The 16,281-nt window shown below is 56.2% G+C and carries 15 protein-coding genes, 2 tRNA genes, 1 rRNA gene and 1 pseudogene; 10 read left to right on the plus strand and 9 right to left on the minus strand.

The genetic code is table 11. The features are described from left to right. The first annotated feature begins 114 nt into the window (after positions 1 to 114). The 6 genes from GVK32_RS24565 to GVK32_RS24590 all read left to right on the plus strand — a co-directional run bounded on the left by GVK32_RS24565 (position 115) and on the right by GVK32_RS24590 (position 6,435). Positions 115 to 885: an amidohydrolase gene (locus tag GVK32_RS24565; RefSeq protein WP_159873236.1), complete on the plus strand. Its 771-nt coding sequence runs from the start codon at positions 115 to 117 to the stop codon at positions 883 to 885. A gap of 354 nt (positions 886 to 1,239) precedes the next feature. After that, positions 1,240 to 2,367, plus strand: coding sequence for an AI-2E family transporter (locus tag GVK32_RS24570; RefSeq protein ID WP_159873234.1), 1,128 nt, complete (start codon positions 1,240 to 1,242; stop codon positions 2,365 to 2,367). Continuing rightward, complete coding sequence (locus GVK32_RS24575) at positions 2,357 to 3,880, plus strand: efflux transporter outer membrane subunit (RefSeq protein WP_159873232.1); 1,524 nt, start codon at positions 2,357 to 2,359, stop codon at positions 3,878 to 3,880. The genes GVK32_RS24570 and GVK32_RS24575 overlap by 11 nt, the downstream gene beginning before the upstream one ends. Continuing rightward, positions 3,877 to 4,971 carry an HlyD family secretion protein gene (locus GVK32_RS24580; RefSeq protein WP_159873230.1) on the plus strand — a complete coding sequence of 365 codons (1,095 nt, stop codon included), beginning with the start codon at positions 3,877 to 3,879 and terminating at the stop codon, positions 4,969 to 4,971. The genes GVK32_RS24575 and GVK32_RS24580 overlap by 4 nt, the downstream gene beginning before the upstream one ends. 8 nt (positions 4,972 to 4,979) lie before the next feature. Continuing rightward, positions 4,980 to 6,008, plus strand: coding sequence for a DUF2955 domain-containing protein (locus GVK32_RS24585; RefSeq protein ID WP_159873228.1), 1,029 nt, complete (start codon positions 4,980 to 4,982; stop codon positions 6,006 to 6,008). Between the two features lies 1 nt (position 6,009). Next, the gene (locus GVK32_RS24590) at positions 6,010 to 6,435 is read left to right on the plus strand and encodes an ion channel (RefSeq protein WP_159873226.1); all 426 of its coding nucleotides are present in this window, start codon (positions 6,010 to 6,012) and stop codon (positions 6,433 to 6,435) included. Positions 6,436 to 6,498: 63 nt separating this feature from the next. Here the strand turns inward: GVK32_RS24590 and GVK32_RS24595 are convergent. Together GVK32_RS24595 and dnaQ are read right to left on the minus strand one after the other, a co-directional pair. Further along, positions 6,499 to 6,575: transfer RNA gene (locus tag GVK32_RS24595), tRNA-Asp, on the minus strand. A 134-nt stretch (positions 6,576 to 6,709) separates the two neighbouring features. Continuing rightward, on the minus strand, positions 6,710 to 7,441 hold the full coding sequence (gene dnaQ, locus GVK32_RS24600) for a DNA polymerase III subunit epsilon (protein ID WP_200842937.1): 732 nt from the start codon (positions 7,439 to 7,441) through the stop codon (positions 6,710 to 6,712). On the opposite strand from dnaQ, the gene rnhA reads away from it, so the two are divergent. Continuing rightward, entirely contained in the window at positions 7,395 to 7,973 is a 579-nt protein-coding gene (rnhA, locus tag GVK32_RS24605; protein ID WP_165973098.1) for a ribonuclease HI, read from the plus strand. The genes dnaQ and rnhA overlap by 47 nt on opposite strands. Here the strand turns inward: rnhA and GVK32_RS24610 are convergent. Further along, positions 7,970 to 8,692: a class I SAM-dependent methyltransferase gene (locus GVK32_RS24610; protein WP_159873222.1), complete on the minus strand. Its 723-nt coding sequence runs from the start codon at positions 8,690 to 8,692 to the stop codon at positions 7,970 to 7,972. The genes rnhA and GVK32_RS24610 overlap by 4 nt on opposite strands. A 33-nt stretch (positions 8,693 to 8,725) precedes the next feature. Here GVK32_RS24610 and gloB point away from each other — a divergent pair, with 33 nt between their 5' ends. Together gloB and mltD are read left to right on the plus strand one after the other, a co-directional pair. Next, positions 8,726 to 9,481, plus strand: coding sequence for a hydroxyacylglutathione hydrolase (gene gloB, locus GVK32_RS24615; protein WP_159873220.1), 756 nt, complete (start codon positions 8,726 to 8,728; stop codon positions 9,479 to 9,481). A gap of 71 nt (positions 9,482 to 9,552) precedes the next feature. Next, positions 9,553 to 10,920, plus strand: coding sequence for a murein transglycosylase D (mltD, locus tag GVK32_RS24620; RefSeq protein WP_159873218.1), 1,368 nt, complete (start codon positions 9,553 to 9,555; stop codon positions 10,918 to 10,920). 44 nt (positions 10,921 to 10,964) lie between these two features. On the opposite strand, the gene GVK32_RS24625 is transcribed toward mltD, so the two are convergent. The 3 genes and pseudogenes from GVK32_RS24625 to GVK32_RS24635 form a co-directional block, all read right to left on the minus strand. Beyond that, a complete protein-coding gene (locus tag GVK32_RS24625) occupies positions 10,965 to 11,735 on the minus strand; it encodes a class I SAM-dependent methyltransferase (RefSeq protein ID WP_159873216.1) in 771 nt (256 codons plus the stop codon). A gap of 84 nt (positions 11,736 to 11,819) precedes the next feature. Then, positions 11,820 to 12,617, minus strand: coding sequence for an endonuclease/exonuclease/phosphatase family protein (locus GVK32_RS24630; protein WP_115194019.1), 798 nt, complete (start codon positions 12,615 to 12,617; stop codon positions 11,820 to 11,822). Between the two features lie 103 nt (positions 12,618 to 12,720). Beyond that, positions 12,721 to 13,886: pseudogene (locus GVK32_RS24635) on the minus strand (MFS transporter). Between the two features lie 104 nt (positions 13,887 to 13,990). Here GVK32_RS24635 and yafC point away from each other — a divergent pair. Next, positions 13,991 to 14,893: a DNA-binding transcriptional regulator YafC gene (gene yafC, locus GVK32_RS24640; protein WP_159873214.1), complete on the plus strand. Its 903-nt coding sequence runs from the start codon at positions 13,991 to 13,993 to the stop codon at positions 14,891 to 14,893. A 34-nt stretch (positions 14,894 to 14,927) separates the two neighbouring features. Here yafC and dkgB read toward each other — a convergent pair whose 3' ends face one another. From dkgB to rrf, 3 genes are all read right to left on the minus strand, one after another. Beyond that, complete coding sequence (gene dkgB, locus GVK32_RS24645) at positions 14,928 to 15,731, minus strand: 2,5-didehydrogluconate reductase DkgB (protein ID WP_159873212.1); 804 nt, start codon at positions 15,729 to 15,731, stop codon at positions 14,928 to 14,930. Positions 15,732 to 15,893: 162 nt separating this feature from the next. Next, positions 15,894 to 15,970: transfer RNA gene (locus GVK32_RS24650), tRNA-Asp, on the minus strand. A 191-nt stretch (positions 15,971 to 16,161) separates the two neighbouring features. Continuing rightward, positions 16,162 to 16,277, minus strand: a 5S ribosomal RNA gene (rrf, locus tag GVK32_RS24655). Between the last annotated feature and the right edge of the window lie 4 nt (positions 16,278 to 16,281).

The raw sequence follows: 16,281 nt of genomic DNA on the forward strand, positions 1-16,281 counted from the left end.
CACAAATCGTTTCCAGCATTAGCATTTTTTTAACAAAATATTCCGCTGACTATCCAGAGACTGATATGGTGTTAAAGTGACTATAACAGCCTAATGATAATGGAGTTCACCACTGTGCCTGGCTTGAAAATTACGCTACTGCAACAACCGCTGGTGTGGATGGACGGTCCCGCCAACCTGCGCCATTTCGATCGCCAGCTGGAAGGCGTCAGCGGGCGCGATCTGATTGTTTTGCCTGAAATGTTCACCACCGGCTTCGCGATGGAAGCCGCTCAGCAGTCGCTGCCGCAGGAAGAGGTCATTGAATGGATGCGGGCGAAAGCGCTGCAGACCAATGCCCTCATCGCGGGTAGCGCTGCGCTACAAACCGAACGCGGCCCGGTTAACCGCTTCCTGCTGGTGGATCCCGGCGGTAAAACCCATTTTTATGATAAGCGGCACCTGTTCCGGATGGCCGAAGAGCACCATCATTATACGGCCGGCAGCGAGCGGGTCGTCTTCGAGTGGCGCGGCTGGCGGATCCTGCCGCTGGTTTGCTACGACCTGCGCTTCCCGGTGTGGTCACGCAACCATAACGACTACGATTTAGCGCTGTACGTGGCCAACTGGCCGGCGCCGCGCTCGCTGCACTGGCAGTCGCTGCTGGTCGCCCGGGCCATTGAAAACCAGGCCTACGTCGCCGGCTGCAATCGGGTCGGTACCGACGGTAATGGCCACCACTATCGGGGCGATAGCCGCATTATCAGCCCGCAGGGAGAAATTCTGGCAACGGCAGAGCCTCATCTGGCTACACGCCTCGATGCAGAGCTTTCGCTCACCGCCCTCAACGAGTATCGCGAAAAATTCCCCGCCTGGCAGGATGCCGATCCGTTTAGCCTGAATTAATTCCCCTCCCCCTCGTTATCGAGGGGGACACTCTTCCGCCCCGTTAACACGACGCTGCTGAATACGCGGGCAATAAATGTATGCCCCCACCAGCATCTTGTTTTCCTTTATTATTTATTTCGCCCCAGGCCCCCGGACATTCTCGTTCAGAGGCCTTCTCTGAGGATAAAGAATATTTTTCTGGCAGGATTATTTTCTGTTCTACACTAATAAAATGGATAAAATTCAACAATAACAAGAGCGATTTTCAAATAACTTTCAGCAACTTTTAAACGATTCCATCTCAAATACTGGCCTGGTTTGTAAAACTGGCCGGAGCGGTTGTATGCGCATTCTCAGCGAGAACAAACCATCATGGAAAATGATAATCTGCTTATTGTTGAAAAAAGACTGGTTGCCCGTTTTTTGGATATGTTCATTCGGTTTGGGCTTATCCTGGCATTAGCCTCCTTCTGCTATACCGTATTTTCTCCGTTTCTGAATATGATGCTCTGGGCCGTCATTCTGGCGGTCACGCTCTATCCGCTGCACCAGTATTTTGCCGCGAAGTTGGGCGGGAAACAGGGCTGGGCCTCGACGCTGATTGTGCTGCTCGGCATAGTGCTGATCGTCGCGCCAACGGTGCTGATGATTAGCTCCCTCGTCGAGAGCGCCAGCGCGATGATCGATAAACTTAGCGGTCAATCCTTCGCCGTTCCGCCACCGCCTGAAAAAGTCGCCACCATACCTATCGTCGGGGAAAAAATAAGTGCGCTGTGGTTGAAAGCTTCCAGCGATCTACCGGGGCTGATTAGCAACTACCGCACCCAAATCGGCGACGTCGCCAAAGGCATCCTCAGCGTGCTTGCCAGCATGGGCGGAGGTATCCTGGGCTTTATTCTCTCGTTTATCGTGGCCGGTATCATCATGGCGTGGGGCGCTGCCGGTGCGAACAGTGCCAGGCGCATTGCCATCCGCCTGACGGATGAGAGAAAGGGCCAGTCATTAGTGAAATTGTGCTCCAGCACCATTCGCGCGGTGGCCCAGGGCGTCATCGGCGTCGCGCTGATCCAGGCGCTGCTGGTGGGCGTGCTGATGATCGTGGCGGGCATTCCGGCGGTGGGGATCTTCTTTGTGCTGGCGCTGATCCTTGGGATCGCCCAGATTCCGGTGATTCTGGTGACGGCACCGGCCATCGCTCTGATGTGGAGCTTCGGCGATCACGGCACCGTCATGGATATCGTCTATACCGTTTTGCTGATTATTGCCGGGATGGCCGATAACGTTCTGAAACCGCTGATGCTCGGCCGCGGCGTTGATGCTCCTATGCCGGTGGTACTGTTAGGCGCCTTAGGGGGAATGGCCGCCAGCGGTATTCTCGGGATGTTTATTGGCGCGACCTTGCTCTCTCTTGGCTACCGTATCTTCATGTCCTGGGTCGACGACGGGCAGATTGCCGATAGCCAGACCGTCGTCATACCGGACGACAAAGATGCCCCGTGACGGCCATGCCAGGCGCCTCCTGTTCACCGGAGGCGCCTGCCTTCTCATCAGCGCATGCACGACGCTGGGGCCTGACTATCATCCGCCGAAAACGCCGGAGCTGACGCAATGGCAACCGGCGACGCAGCGGGTCACCTCCCGCTCAACCTACGCCGATTACGCCCAGTGGTGGACTCAGCTCAACGATCCAACCCTGACGGCGCTGATCAACGAGGCCTTGCGCAAAAACCCGGATGTGAAAATCGCCGGTTTGCGCCTGCTTGAATCCCGGGCGCAGCTGGGTATCGCGGAGAGTTTACTGGGGCCGCAGGCGACGATCGCCAGCGGCGATCTGCTTCGCACCGGGCAGCAACGCTCAGGCGATTACCGCTCGGGAAGTCGCTACAGCGCCGGCGTTAACCTCGGGTGGGAAATTGACTTCTGGGGCAAGTTTCAGCGCGGCGTCGAGTCCGCTGACGCCAGCTATTTTGCCACCCTCGCACAATACGACGATATTCAGGTGCTGATGGCCGCCCAGGTGGCACAGTGGTACGTCAATATCCGCATGCTGGAAGCCCGGCTGCAAATTACCCGCAGCAACGCGAAGATCCAGCAGCGCAGTCTGCAGATCACCGAACGGTTATTCCTCAGCGGCAACAGCGCTGAGCTGGACGTCCAGCAGGCAAAAACGCAATACCTCTCGACGCTCTCCACCCTTCCCCAGTTGGAAACCGCCCTGGCGCAAAGTCAGAATGCCCTGGGCGCGCTACTGGCACGTAAACCGGGCCCGCTGCCTGAGATGGCAACCCGGACCGGCGAGATCCCGCTGGGAGAACTCGCTTTAGTCTCCGAAATTCCGGCCGATCTGCTGCGTCGTCGCCCCGATGTCAGGGCCGCGGAACGTCAGCTGGCTGCCCAGTCGGCGCTGATCGGCGTCGCGGAAAGCGAGCTTTACCCGTCGATTTCGCTAATCGGCAGCGTCGGGATCGGCGGGCAAACGCAGACCAATAGCACGCTGAGCTGGGCGGTCGGGCCGACCTTCAGCTGGAACCTGCTGGATCGCGGCAGGCTCGGCAATCAGGTGCTGGTGCAGGATGCCCGCTTTCTTCAGCTTCACGAACGCTATCGCGATACCGTCTTTCAGGCCGCCCGCGAGGTCGATGATGCGGCCATTGCCTACGCCAATGATAAAGATGAGATCGCCTTGCTGATCCAGACGGGGAGCGCCGCCAGCCGCTCTCTGGCGATTGCCAACACGCAATACCGTGAGGGAATGGCCGATTTTCAGCGCGTGCTCGATTCGCAGCGCGCGCTGTTCAACCAACAAGAACGCCTGGTCAGCAGCCGCGGCGCGGCGATGCGCGACCTGATAGCCCTGTATAAAGCGCTGGGCGGCGGATGGGAAAAAGGGCGAGAGCGCCCGCTCGTCGATGCCGAAACTGAATCGCACCTGCGCCAACGTGATAACTGGCTGCCGCTGCTGAATACCCCGCTTCCTTCCGCCACCGCCCCTACAGAAGGTTTTTCGCCATGAATGCCTCATCCTCTTCAGCGGGCCGGGCCAGCCGCCGCACGGCTATCGGCCTGGTTATCCTGATCGTGTTGCTCTTGTGCGGATATTTAGTCACCGACAGGCTGACGCCCTATACCTCTCAGGCCAGGGTCCAGGCCTTCGTGATCCCGGTGGCGGCAGAAGTCACTGGGCAGATCAAGAAGGTCTATGTTCGGGACAATCAGCGGGTTAACGAAGGTGAGCCGTTATTTGAAATTGACCCAGAGCCCTATGATATCGCCCTGGCGCGGGCGCGCTCGGACTACACCACGGTGCTCAGTTCGGTGAAAGCCGGTAACCAAAGCGTCGTGGCGGCAGAGGCCGGTCTGCAGGCCGCCACCACCGCTTACCAGAATGCCGCCAAAGATGCCGAGCGCCAGGAGCGACTCTACCGTGAAGACCCCGGCACCATTTCCGTACGTCGCCTCGAAATTGCCCAGGCCACCCGGGAGACCGCACGCAGCCAGATGGCCGCCGCGAGCGCCGACGTGCGCCGGGCCATCGAAGCCGCTGGCGCTGCCGGAGATGACAACTCGCAGCTGTTAAGCGCCATCGCAACGGTGCGTAAAGCCGAGCTGGACCGCAAAAAAAGCACCGTGCTCGCCGGCAGCGGCGGGCTGATTACCGATTTACGCAGCGAAGTCGGCCAGTTTGTGGGAGCTGGCGCCCCGGTCATGACGCTGATCGCCATCAATGATGTCTGGATCAATGCCGACATGACCGAAAATAATCTCGGACATATCCGGCCCGGCAACGAGGTGGCTATTCTGCTCGACAGCATGCCAGGGCAGCTTTTCAAAGGGGAGATCGTCAGCATCGGCTATGGCGTCAATGCCTCACAAACCCAACCGCCTGGCGTGCTCCCCACGGTGGAGAACAACCGCGACTGGCTCCGCCAGGCGCAACGCTTTCCGGTCAAGATTGCTTTTGTCAGCAATGATATGCCCCCGTCCACCAGCCTGCGGGTTGGTGGGCAGGCCGATATCGTGGTGTACACCAGCACCAGCTGGTTGCTCAACGCTCTGGGCTCGCTCTATATCCGCCTAATGAGCCTGTTCTCCTGGCTCTATTAAGGTGAATCATGCATAACGCAGACCGCGCAGTACTGAGGATTGGCGGAGGTACCGCAGTGGCGGTGCTGGTCTGCTTCGCCAGCGCGCTGCCCATGCCGCACCTCGGCTGTATCATGGCCTGGATTGTGCTGTGCCAGGGGAAACCATTGCCGCTGAAAAAGGGCATCGTCATCGGCTGTGCGCTGATCGTCACCATGGTGGGCGGCGTTCTGATGGTGCCACTGCTCACCTATTATGCCTTGCCCGCCGTCCTGCTCACGGCGCTGTTGCTGTATCAGCTTATGATCATGGGGTTGAGCGGCAAGACTACGCTGTCGATGCTGCTGGTGGTGGCGGTCGCAATCATTCCTGTCGCCGGGCTGGTCGATCAGGCACTGGCGATCGGTCTGGCGCAGATGCTGGGGATCGGCTTTATCACCGGGACGCTGGTTAATGGCCTGGCGGTGGCACTATTCCCTCCGCTGCCACAGCCTGATTCGGCTCCACCCGCCCCGGCATCCCCGGCGGTCAGTGCAGTACACACCAGAGCATTACGCGCGGTGATAATTGTGCTGCCGGTGTGGCTGCTGGCATTGAGTCACCCGACGTTTTATATCCCGGCGGTGATGAAAACCGTCATGCTGGCACAGCAGGCGACGACGCTTGAGACAAAGGCATCGGGAAAAGAACTGGTGCTGTCAACGCTACTGGGGGCGCTACTGGCGCTGGGGTTATGGTTCGGCCTTAGCCTCTGGCCATCGCTGCTGATGCTGGTCCTCTGGCTGGGGCTGGCAAGTCTGTGGGTCGCCCGCCGTCTGGTACGCCTGGCCGTGAGCCGCTTTCCCTCCTCTTTCTGGAGTAACGTCTGGATAACCGCGCTGATCCTCTTCGGCCCGGCGATCCAGGATAGCGCCTCCGGCAAGGATGTCTGGACCGCCGCCGCCATGCGTTGTGCACTGTATATCATCATCGCGCTGTATGGTTGGGCCTGTATCGCCCTCCTGGAACGCAGGCGTCCTCTGCCCTCCCCTTCAACAGCACCGCATCCTGGAGAGTAATATGTTGCTTCCGCTGCTGACGGGCATGCCCGTCATTCTGTGTAATATGCTGCTGCAATCGCTGGTTTCCGTGTGGTGTATCCGCTTTTATCTCAAGCGGTTTCAGCGCAAAGAGGGGTTATTTGCCGGGGTACTGGCGCTCTTTGGGACAATCATCATTATTTTGATGGGCAATCTGCTGCAAATTTTGCTGTGGGGAGTCTTGTTTGTCTGGCTGGGCGAGTTTCCGACGCTGCTGGAGGCGGTGTATCACTCCGGCGTTAATTTTGCGACGCTGGGGTACGGCGATGTGGTCATGAGTGTCAGATGGAAACTGCTGGGCCCGCTGGAGGCGGTCAACGGCGCGCTGATGATTGGCCTGTCCGGGGCATGCATGCTGGCTGTTTTGCAGCATCATGTCCGCAAGCAATTGAAATATATGAAATAAATAAGATGGCGTCGCTAAAACGACGAAAGCCTGAATCATTGCTGATTCAGGCTTTCTGAATAGTGGCGGAACGGACGGGACTCGAACCCGCGACCCCCTGCGTGACAGGCAGGTATTCTAACCGACTGAACTACCGCTCCACTTTCACTGTTCCCTTGGGAACGAGGCGAATATTACGGATTACCGCTAACTCCGTCAACGCTTTTTCTTCACTTTTGAACCATTTGCTGTAAAAATCACCCATCCGCCTATTTTTACAGCGTATTGCGGCGTATCAGCTCCGCCACAGGCAGCTTCCGCCTTTCTTTTGAACCAAATCGAGCCGCGATTCATGGTTTAACAGCTCGTCATCAGAGGCGTAAACGACGCGCAGCCTGCTGGCCGCCCGAACAACGCGCTGTATTCCGATCTCTCCTGCCTGCATCTGTCCTTCGCCTTCCGTCGAAAATGCCAGCGTCGTCTGGCCGCCGGTCATCATCAGATAGACATCGGCCAGAATTTGGGCATCGAGCAACGCCCCGTGCAGCGTTCGCTTGCTGTTATCTATTTCATAACGTGAGCACAGCGCATCGAGGCTGTTACGCTTGCCGGGGAACATTTTCCGCGCCAGCGCCAGGCTATCGGTGACCTTGCAGAAGGTATTGGTTTTGGGAATATCGCGCCTGAGCTTGGCGAACTCATAGTCCATAAAGCCGATATCGAACGAGGCGTTATGGATGACCAGCTCCGCCCCGCGGATATAGTCCATAAACTCATCGGCGACCTCAGCAAACACCGGCTTATCCATCAGAAACTCATCGGCAATCCCGTGAACGCCAAAGGCTTCAGGGTCCACCAGCCGGTCCGGCTTGAGATAAACGTGGAAGTTATTCCCTGTGAGGCGGCGGTTGATCACCTCCACCGCACCAATCTCGATGATTTTATGTCCTTCGTAATGCGCACCAAGCTGGTTCATACCAGTGGTTTCAGTATCGAGAACAATCTGTCGCGTAATTGCAGTGCTCATATCAGTCATTTATGTCAGACTTGCCGTTTACATATCGATGTCAATTACAGGAAGTCTACCAGAGATGCTTAAACAGGTAGAAATTTTCACCGACGGTTCATGCCTGGGAAATCCAGGACCCGGCGGCTACGGCGCTATTTTACGCTATCGCGGGAAGGAAAAAATCTTTAGCGAAGGCTATAACCTCACGACCAACAACCGCATGGAGATGATGGCGGCCATCGTTGCGCTGGAAGCGCTGAAAGAGCAGTGCGAAGTCGTTCTTAGCACCGACAGCCAGTACGTGCGTCAGGGGATCACCCAGTGGATCCACAACTGGAAAAAGCGCGGCTGGAAAACGGCGGATAAAAAGCCGGTCAAAAATGTTGATCTGTGGCAGCGCCTGGACATCGCGCTTGGCCAGCACCAGATTAAGTGGGAGTGGGTCAAAGGGCACGCCGGTCATCCGGAAAACGAACGCTGCGACGAGCTGGCGCGCGCTGCCGCCTCCAGCCCTACCCAGGACGATGTCGGTTACCAGCCGGAACGTTAGTTCTGCCCGTTTCGCGACTGTCGGGTGGCCCCTACCGTCTGACGCAGCCGGGTCTTCGCTTTTCCCGACTTCAGCGGATTGAGCGTGAGCGGGATCGTGCGCTTGCGGGCAACAATCAGCTGCAGGCAGCCCAGCGCCGGCAGGTGAGTGCTGAGCATCTTGCCGCCGTGTCGGGACCAGGGCAGCACCTGATAACGGCCGTAGTGCAGCACCTCAAAATTGAGCAGCGCCAGCCAGTCCAGCTGGCGCGTTAGCGTAAACATCCGGCTGCTGTACGGTACCGTTTTACGCAATACCGGCATCACCTTGCGCAGGCCCATCAGGCTCACGGGGTTAAACCCGGTCATAATTATCCAGCCGTCATCAATCAGCACCCTGTCGGCTTCGCGCAGCAGGCGGTGGGGATCGCTACACCAGGGCAAGGTATGCGCCAGCAGGCAGGCGTCAACCGACTTTTCGGCAAAAGGCAGATGGAGGGGATCGGCCTGAACCTGAATCGGCGTGCCCTGAAGCGAAACGTTCACCTGATGCGAGATAGCGCAGGATTCGGTGTTGATTTCCGCGCTCAGATTGCCAATCTTAAGTAAATGAAAGCCATATAGCTTGGCCAGCCACGGTTTCATCTGCCGCTCCAGCGATTCGCGATAGTATTCGCCCCAGGGCATACTGGACCAATGCTCTGGCGCTGTGACTATCTGAGATATCCTTGCCGGCTTCATCGCAACCTTCCGCTACGCTTTTAGGGGTAATAAATGAATCTTATCAGCATTCCTGCATTTCAGGACAACTACATCTGGGTTCTTAGCGCGGATAACGGCCGCTGTCTGATCGTCGATCCTGGCGAAGCGGCGCCCGTGCTGGCCGCTATCGCGGAGCGCGGCTGGCAGCCGGAGGCCATTTTTCTCACCCACCACCACCACGATCACGTTGGCGGCGTGAAACAACTGCGCGAAAAATTCCCCGACATCGTGGTTTACGGACCGGCAGAAACCCAGGATAAGGGAACGACGCGTCTCGTTGCCGACGGCGATCGGGTCGTTGTTTTAGGCCACGAATTTTCTATTTTCTCCACGCCAGGTCACACTTTAGGACACATCTGTTTCTACAGTGAACCTTATCTATTTTGTGGCGATACAATGTTTTCCGGCGGCTGCGGCAGACTCTTCGAAGGGACGTCGGAGCAGATGTATCAATCACTTAAGAAAATAGCGGCGCTCCCAGACGATACGCTGGTATGTTCCGCACATGAGTATACTTTAGCAAACATGAAGTTTGCTCTGAGTATCCTGCCACAAGATATGGCTATAAATGATTACTACCATAAAGTTAATGAGTTACGTGCGAAAAATCAAATGACACTACCGGTAACTCTCAAAAATGAGCGCCGTATAAATTTATTCTTACGCACGGACGATGATGATTTAATTAAAGAAATATCCAAAGAAACAAATTTGCAACACTCTGCGCAGCGATTCGCGTGGTTAAGGTCAAAGAAAGATGACTTCTGACATTTAACTCTTGTCATTCGCGAACTTCACCGTTATTCTTGCTCGTCTTTTAAGCAACTATTGACACACACATGAAGGCACGAGCGATTTTACTCGTCTCTGTCCTGCTGGCGGGGTGCCAATCGTCTAAGCACGATGGCAACGTTCAACAGCACGCACAGAGCCTTTCTGCAGCTGGTCAAGGGGAAGCAGGTAAGTTCACAAGTCAAGCGCGCTGGTTAGATGATGGAACCTTCTACGCGCAAGACCAGGATCTGTGGACTTCCATAGGCGACGAGCTAAAGATGGGAATTCCGGAAAATACCCGGATTCGCGAACAGAAACAGAAGTACTTACGTAATAAGAGCTATCTCCACGATGTAACTTTACGGGCAGAGCCGTATATGTACTGGATAGCCGGGCAAGTTAAGAAACGTAACATGCCAATGGAACTGGTATTACTACCCATAGTGGAGAGCGCTTTTAACCCGCATGCAACGTCTGGCGCCAATGCCGCAGGCATCTGGCAGATCATTCCGAGCACCGGGCGCAATTATGGTTTGAAACAGACCCGCAGCTACGATGCGCGTCGTGACGTTGTCGCCTCTACTACGGCGGCACTGAACATGATGCAGCGTCTGAATAAGATGTTTGACGGCGACTGGCTGTTGACCGTCGCAGCTTATAATAGCGGTGAAGGCCGGGTAATGAAGGCAATGAAAGCGAATAAATCACGCGGCAAGCCCACTGATTTTTGGTCTCTTTCATTACCACGGGAAACCAGGATTTACGTACCTAAGATGCTGGCTTTGAGCGATATTCTCAAAAACAGCAAGCGCTATGGCGTGAAGCTGCCGACGGCAGACGAAAGCCGTGCGCTGGCGCGAGTTCGCCTCGATAGTCCGGTTGATATTAGCCAGCTGGCCGATATGGCAGGAATGCCCGTCGGCAAGCTGAAAACATTCAACGCCGGAGTAAAGGGATCGACCTTGGGTGCGAACGGGCCGAAGTACGTGATGGTGCCACAGAAACATGCCGCTCAGCTGCGTGAGTCTCTGGCCTCTGGCGATATTGCCGCCGTACAGCCAACGCAGCTCGCGGCCAACGCGCCGTTGACCAGCCGCAGCTATAAGGTTCGTTCAGGCGATACGATTTCCGGGATCGCCTCACGTCTCGGCGTATCGACGAAAGATTTGCAGCAGTGGAATAATCTGCGCGGATCCGGGCTGAAAGCGGGCCAGGAGCTGGTAGTTGGCGCCGGCAGCAGCGCGACGCGTCTTGCGAACAACAGCGATAGCATCACCTATCGCGTACGCAAAGGCGACTCGCTGTCGAGCATCGCAAAACGACATGGCGTGAATATTCGTGATGTGATGCGCTGGAATAGCGGCACTGGTGACCTGAAGCCGGGCGATCAGCTCACGCTGTTTGTGAAAAATAGCGACCGGCCGGATTCCTGATATACCTGATAAAAAAAGGCACCGTCTCCCGGTGCCTTTTCTTTTTATACCGCTTTATGCGCTTCAAACATGATGGTATCGCTGGTAAAGGATCCGTCGTCCTGTAAGGCAAAGTAGGCTTTTACCTCTGCCGATGCGCTATCCTGATAGAGGCGAATCGCTGCTACCAGCGCCTCTGGCGTACGCATACGCGCCACCCATGAGCTGAACTCCAGCGGCAGGCGATCGGTCGATAAACGATTCGTGACCAGCCCGGCATCGTTCGCCAGCGCCAGCCACTCTCCGCTGGAATAGTTGCGAACGTGAGAGGTATCGCGCAGCGCTTCAACCGTTTGCAGCCACACGTCACGAACCGGATGTCCCGGTGACATTACGTCCATAATAATCAGCACCCCACCCGGCTTGAGAACGCGTTTGACCTCGCGCAGCGCCTGGCCGACATCATGCCAGTGATGGGCAGAATAGCGGCTAATCACTACGTCAAAGCTGTCCGCCGCAAAGGGCAGAGTTTCCGCATAGCCCTGCTGGGTCCTTATATTTGAAAAACCCTTTTCCTGAGCGGCCTGCGCCACAACGTCCAGCATCTGGCTGGATAAATCATATGCCGTTACCCCTGCCACCTGCCCGGCCGCAGCAAAGCTGGCATGCCCGGCGCCGCAGCCCATATCGAGAACCTGCGCAGCAGGGAAATCAGCCAACCGCTCGGCCAGCCGCTGTAGATCGCGTCCCGATGCGTGTACGGCGCTGGTCAGGTAAGCACCAGCCTGTGAGCCAAACTGCTTTTCGACGTTGTCATGGTGGGAGCGTGTTGTCATTGTGTTGTCCTTCGGTTGTTTGAATAATAAAGGCAGCACCTTGCTTGCGCAGGCCCGCCCCATGGCAGGCCTGAGGTACCTTAATTAATCAGGCTTGCCGGGACTGAATTCGACGAGTAGCGGGTTGTGATCGGAGGCGCGGGTGACCAGCACGGAGGCATCGTGCACGCTTAATCCCCGGTAGAACACAAAATCGAGCGGGCGACCAAAAGTGCGGCGGCGCTGATCGTCGGAAAAACGAACCTCGCGCAGCGACATTTCGCGGGCAAAGCGATAGAGCGCATTCATGCGCGGTCGGCTCCAGGCATTAAAATCACCGGCCATAATAACCGGGCCGCTGTGGTGCGCTATCTGGTCGCCGATAGGTAACAGTTGTTTGCTGTAGACATCAACCCCAAGGCTGAAGTTAACCGCATGGATGTTCACCACCATCAGCAAACGCATATCCGGCAGCGGGTAGACGGTCACAAGCGCCGATTTAGCCAGACGCAAAATGGGTTCGCGTTCGCGCAGAGGGCAGCAGTAGACCGGATGAGTCGAAGCCAGCGTCATGACGCCAGAGGGGTGCTGAGGCAGAACGAGTGCGGGAACCTGATCGGCGGCCAGATAGTTGGTCGTGGCGAATCTGACCAGCTCGGGCGTCGTTTGCGCCTCTTGTAACAGCACCAGATGGGCATCTTTACCGAAATTATTCAGCACTGACTTCCACTCGGCCCGCTGCTGTTTAAAGATATTCCACACCAGCACGCGGATCTTCTCATCGCTGCTTAAGGGGACGCCTGGTGGGAAACCATGGCTAAGGCTTGCAAACGACCCCGGAGGCAAAATTCTCTCCGCAGGCTGTCCGGCGACATAGCGCATAGCATAAGTATTCTTTCGCAATTTAGGCATCAAACCTCGATAACATGAAACCGGCCTAACTGCGGCCGGTTATTCTGTTATAGGGATTTTCGTATGCACTTTCAATGCAATTCGCGAGAAACCTTTATCCTTCGACGGAAACCGCCTTTGCCGGGCGAGATTTATCCAGGCGACCACTCAGTATGACCAGCAGTAGCGCAGCCAACACAATCACCGCGCCAATCCACGGCGTCTCGGCCAGGCCATAGCGCTGAACCTAAAGCGATACCGACGTTAAAAGCGGCGATGTTAAGGCCGGAAGCAACGTCTACGGCGCCGGGCGTATACTGTTCCGCGTTCTGTACGACATAGACCTGCAGGCCCGGCACGTTGCCGAAGGCAACGATTCCCATCACCAGCACCGTTGCCAGCGCGGCATACTGGATACTGGCCGTCAGCTGGAATACCAGCAGCAGTACAACCAGCGCAGCAAAGATAATCTTCAGTGCGGCCACCGCTCCGTGCCTGTCGGCCAGCCTGCCGCCCCAGACGTTACCCAACGCCACAGAAATACCGTAGCCCAGTAAAATCCAGCTCACCGCAGGCGGACTGAAACCGGCAAGATCCTGCATCATTGGCGCGAGGAAGGTAAATGCCGTGAAGACGCCGCCATATCCCAGGGCGGTAATGGCATAGATGATCAGCAAGCGCGGATGGGTTAACACCTGCATCTGATCGCGCAGGCTGGCGCTGGCCCGACCCGGAATATTGTTCGGCACCAAAATCAGGCTGCTCACCAGCGCAATCACGCCAAGAATGGAAACCGCAAGGAAGGTTTCACGCCAGCCGAAATGCTGGCCGATAAAGGTACCAATTGGCACCCCGGTGACCAGCGCAACGGTCAGACCGCCAAACATGATGGCAATCGCCGACGCGGCCTTCTCTTTAGGCACCAGGCTGGTTGCAATGGTAGAACCAATCGAGAAGAACACGCCGTGCGCCAGGCCGGTAAGCAGGCGGGCGAAAATCAGCGTTTCATAACCCGGCGCTTGCCAGGCGAGCAGGTTGCCGGCAGTGAACAGCACCATTAGTGCCAGCAGCAGCTGTTTGCGCGGCATGCGGCCGGTCAGCGCCGTCAGCACCGGGGCGCCGATCGCCACGCCCAGCGCGTAGATAGAAACCAACAGACCCGCTGAAGGCAGTGAGATAGCCAGCTGTTCTGGCGATCGTCGGCACCAGGCCGACAATTACAAACTCGGTGGTACCAATCGCAAAGGCACCGATAGTTAAGGCAAGTCGTGCCAGTGGCATAATTTACTCCGTAGCATCAGGATTAAGATGACACGTAGTATGCAGGGATGCTTAAATAACAAAAACTATCAAAGTCTCAATAGAATTTTGCTACAGGTGCAATAATGAGAGCAACATCAGAAGAGATTGCCATCTTTGTCGCCGTGGTGGAAAGCGGAAGCTTTAGCCGGGCGGCGGAACAGCTGGGACAGGCAAACTCCGCCGTCAGCCGGGCGGTAAAAAAGCTGGAATCAAAGCTTAGCGTCAGCCTGCTTAACCGAACAACTCGCCAGCTAAGCCTGACCGAGGAAGGGGAGCGCTACTTTCTCCGTATGCAGGTGGTGCTTCAGGAGATGGCGGCAGCGGAAAATGAGCTTCTGGAAACGCGGACGACGCCAAGAGGATTGCTGCGGGTAGATGCCGCTACCCCGGTGATGCTCCACTTTCTGATGCCGCTGGTGAAGCCTTTTCGCGAGCGCTATCCAGAAATGACCCTCGCACTGGTGTCGTCGGAAACCTTCATCAACCTGATTGAGCGTAAGGTTGATGTTGCGATCCGCGCGGGTACGTTGACGGATTCCAGCCTGCGCGCCCGGCCGCTGTTTAACAGCTACCGCAAAATCATCGCCTCGCCTGACTACCTCTCCCGCCACGGCACGCCGCAGGATGTAGCCAGCCTTAAAGATCATCAGTGCCTGGGTTTTACTGAGCCCCTTTCACTAAATACCTGGCCAATCTCCTGCTGCGATGGTCAGCTGCTGGAAGTCAGCTGCGAGATATCCTCCAATAGCGGGGAAACCATCAAGCAGCTGTGCCTGGCCGGTAACGGCATCGCCTGTTTATCGGATTATATGGTAAATCAAGAGATTGCGAGCGGGGAGTTTGTCGAGCTCCTTGCCGACAAGCGGCTGCCGGTAGAGATGCCCTTTAGCGCCGTTTACTACAGCGACAGAGCGGTCAGTACCCGGATTAGGGCGTTTATTGATTTTCTCAGCGAGCACGTAAAACAGCTCCCGAAGGAGCTGTAGAGGGTTAAACAAGGGCTACAGAGGGTGGGTTATTTTAATCCCACTCGGGGGCAAGACCTTCCGGGCTAACCAGACGATCGTTGCAATCCAGCGCGGCGATCGCGGTACGATCTTCCTCATCCAGCTGCAGATCCTGAGCTTTCAGGTTGCTCGCCAGATTTTCACGTTTAGTTGAAGACGGGATCACTGCGTAGCCTTCTCCCAAAGCCCAGGCCAGTATCACCTGTGCAGGCGTTGCGCGGTGCTTCGCGGCAATACCTGAAATGACTTCGTCTTTCAGTGCCTTACCATATGCCAACGTCATGTACGATGTGATATGGATACCGTGCGCTGTCGCCCAATCCACAGTCTTGCGATTCTGCAGATATGGGGATAGCTCAATCTGATTGGTCGCAATGTTTTCAGCGCCGACGGCGGCAATTGCGCGCTCCATCAGCGGAATCGTAAAGTTTGAAATCCCGATCTGGCGAGTCAGCCCCAGCTCTTTAGCCTCCAGCAGCGCCGGCATAAACTCTTCAACGGCGACGGCATCACCCGGCGAAGGCCAGTGGATCAGCGTCAGATCGACATAATCAGTACGCAGTTTTTTCAGGCTCTCTCTCAGGCTGGCAATGAGCGCGTCCTTGCTCAGGTTTTCGATCCAGATCTTGGTGGTGATAAACAGCTCATCACGCGCCACGCCGCTTTCGGCGATGGCCTGGCCAACTGCCGCTTCGTTATCATAGATCTGAGCGGTATCAATCGTACGGTAACCCAGTTCCAGCGCCGTTTTTACCGATGCGATAACCACATCATCTTTCAGACGGAAGGTTCCAAGACCAAATGCAGGGGTTGCCATAAATTCCTCTTTTTTACTTAGTGTTAACTCATTGAGAACATTATGGCTGATGCATCAGAGGGGAAAAAGATCGATAAATGCAGAGGATTTTTGCTGAAACAGCAACAATAGTACGACGGAAAAAGAAAAAGCCCTGAGCAAATGCTCAGGGCTTTTAATAAGTGGCGGAACGGACGGGACTCGAACCCGCGACCCCCTGCGTGACAGGCAGGTATTCTAACCGACTGAACTACCGCTCCACCGAATTTCTTTACAACAACCGGTTTATTGCCCCGGTTTACTGCTAATTTGATGCCTGGCAGTTTATGAATCACTTTGTGATTCACCCTTCGGGCCGTTGCTGCGCAACGTTCAAAAGCATCCGCTTTTGTCCTACTCTCTGTCGAGTAGTGAACTGCCTCGAAAGTCAGTGCCATACTACTAATTTGATGCCTGGCAGTTCCCTACTCTCACATGGGGAGACCCCACACTACCATCGGCGCTACGGCGTTTCACTTCTGAGTTCGGCATGGGGTCAGGTGGGACCACCGCGCTGTTGCCGCCAGGCAAA

This window comes from Klebsiella sp. 18074, assembly GCF_902705905.1.
Taxonomy (GTDB): domain Bacteria; phylum Pseudomonadota; class Gammaproteobacteria; order Enterobacterales; family Enterobacteriaceae; genus Klebsiella; species Klebsiella terrigena.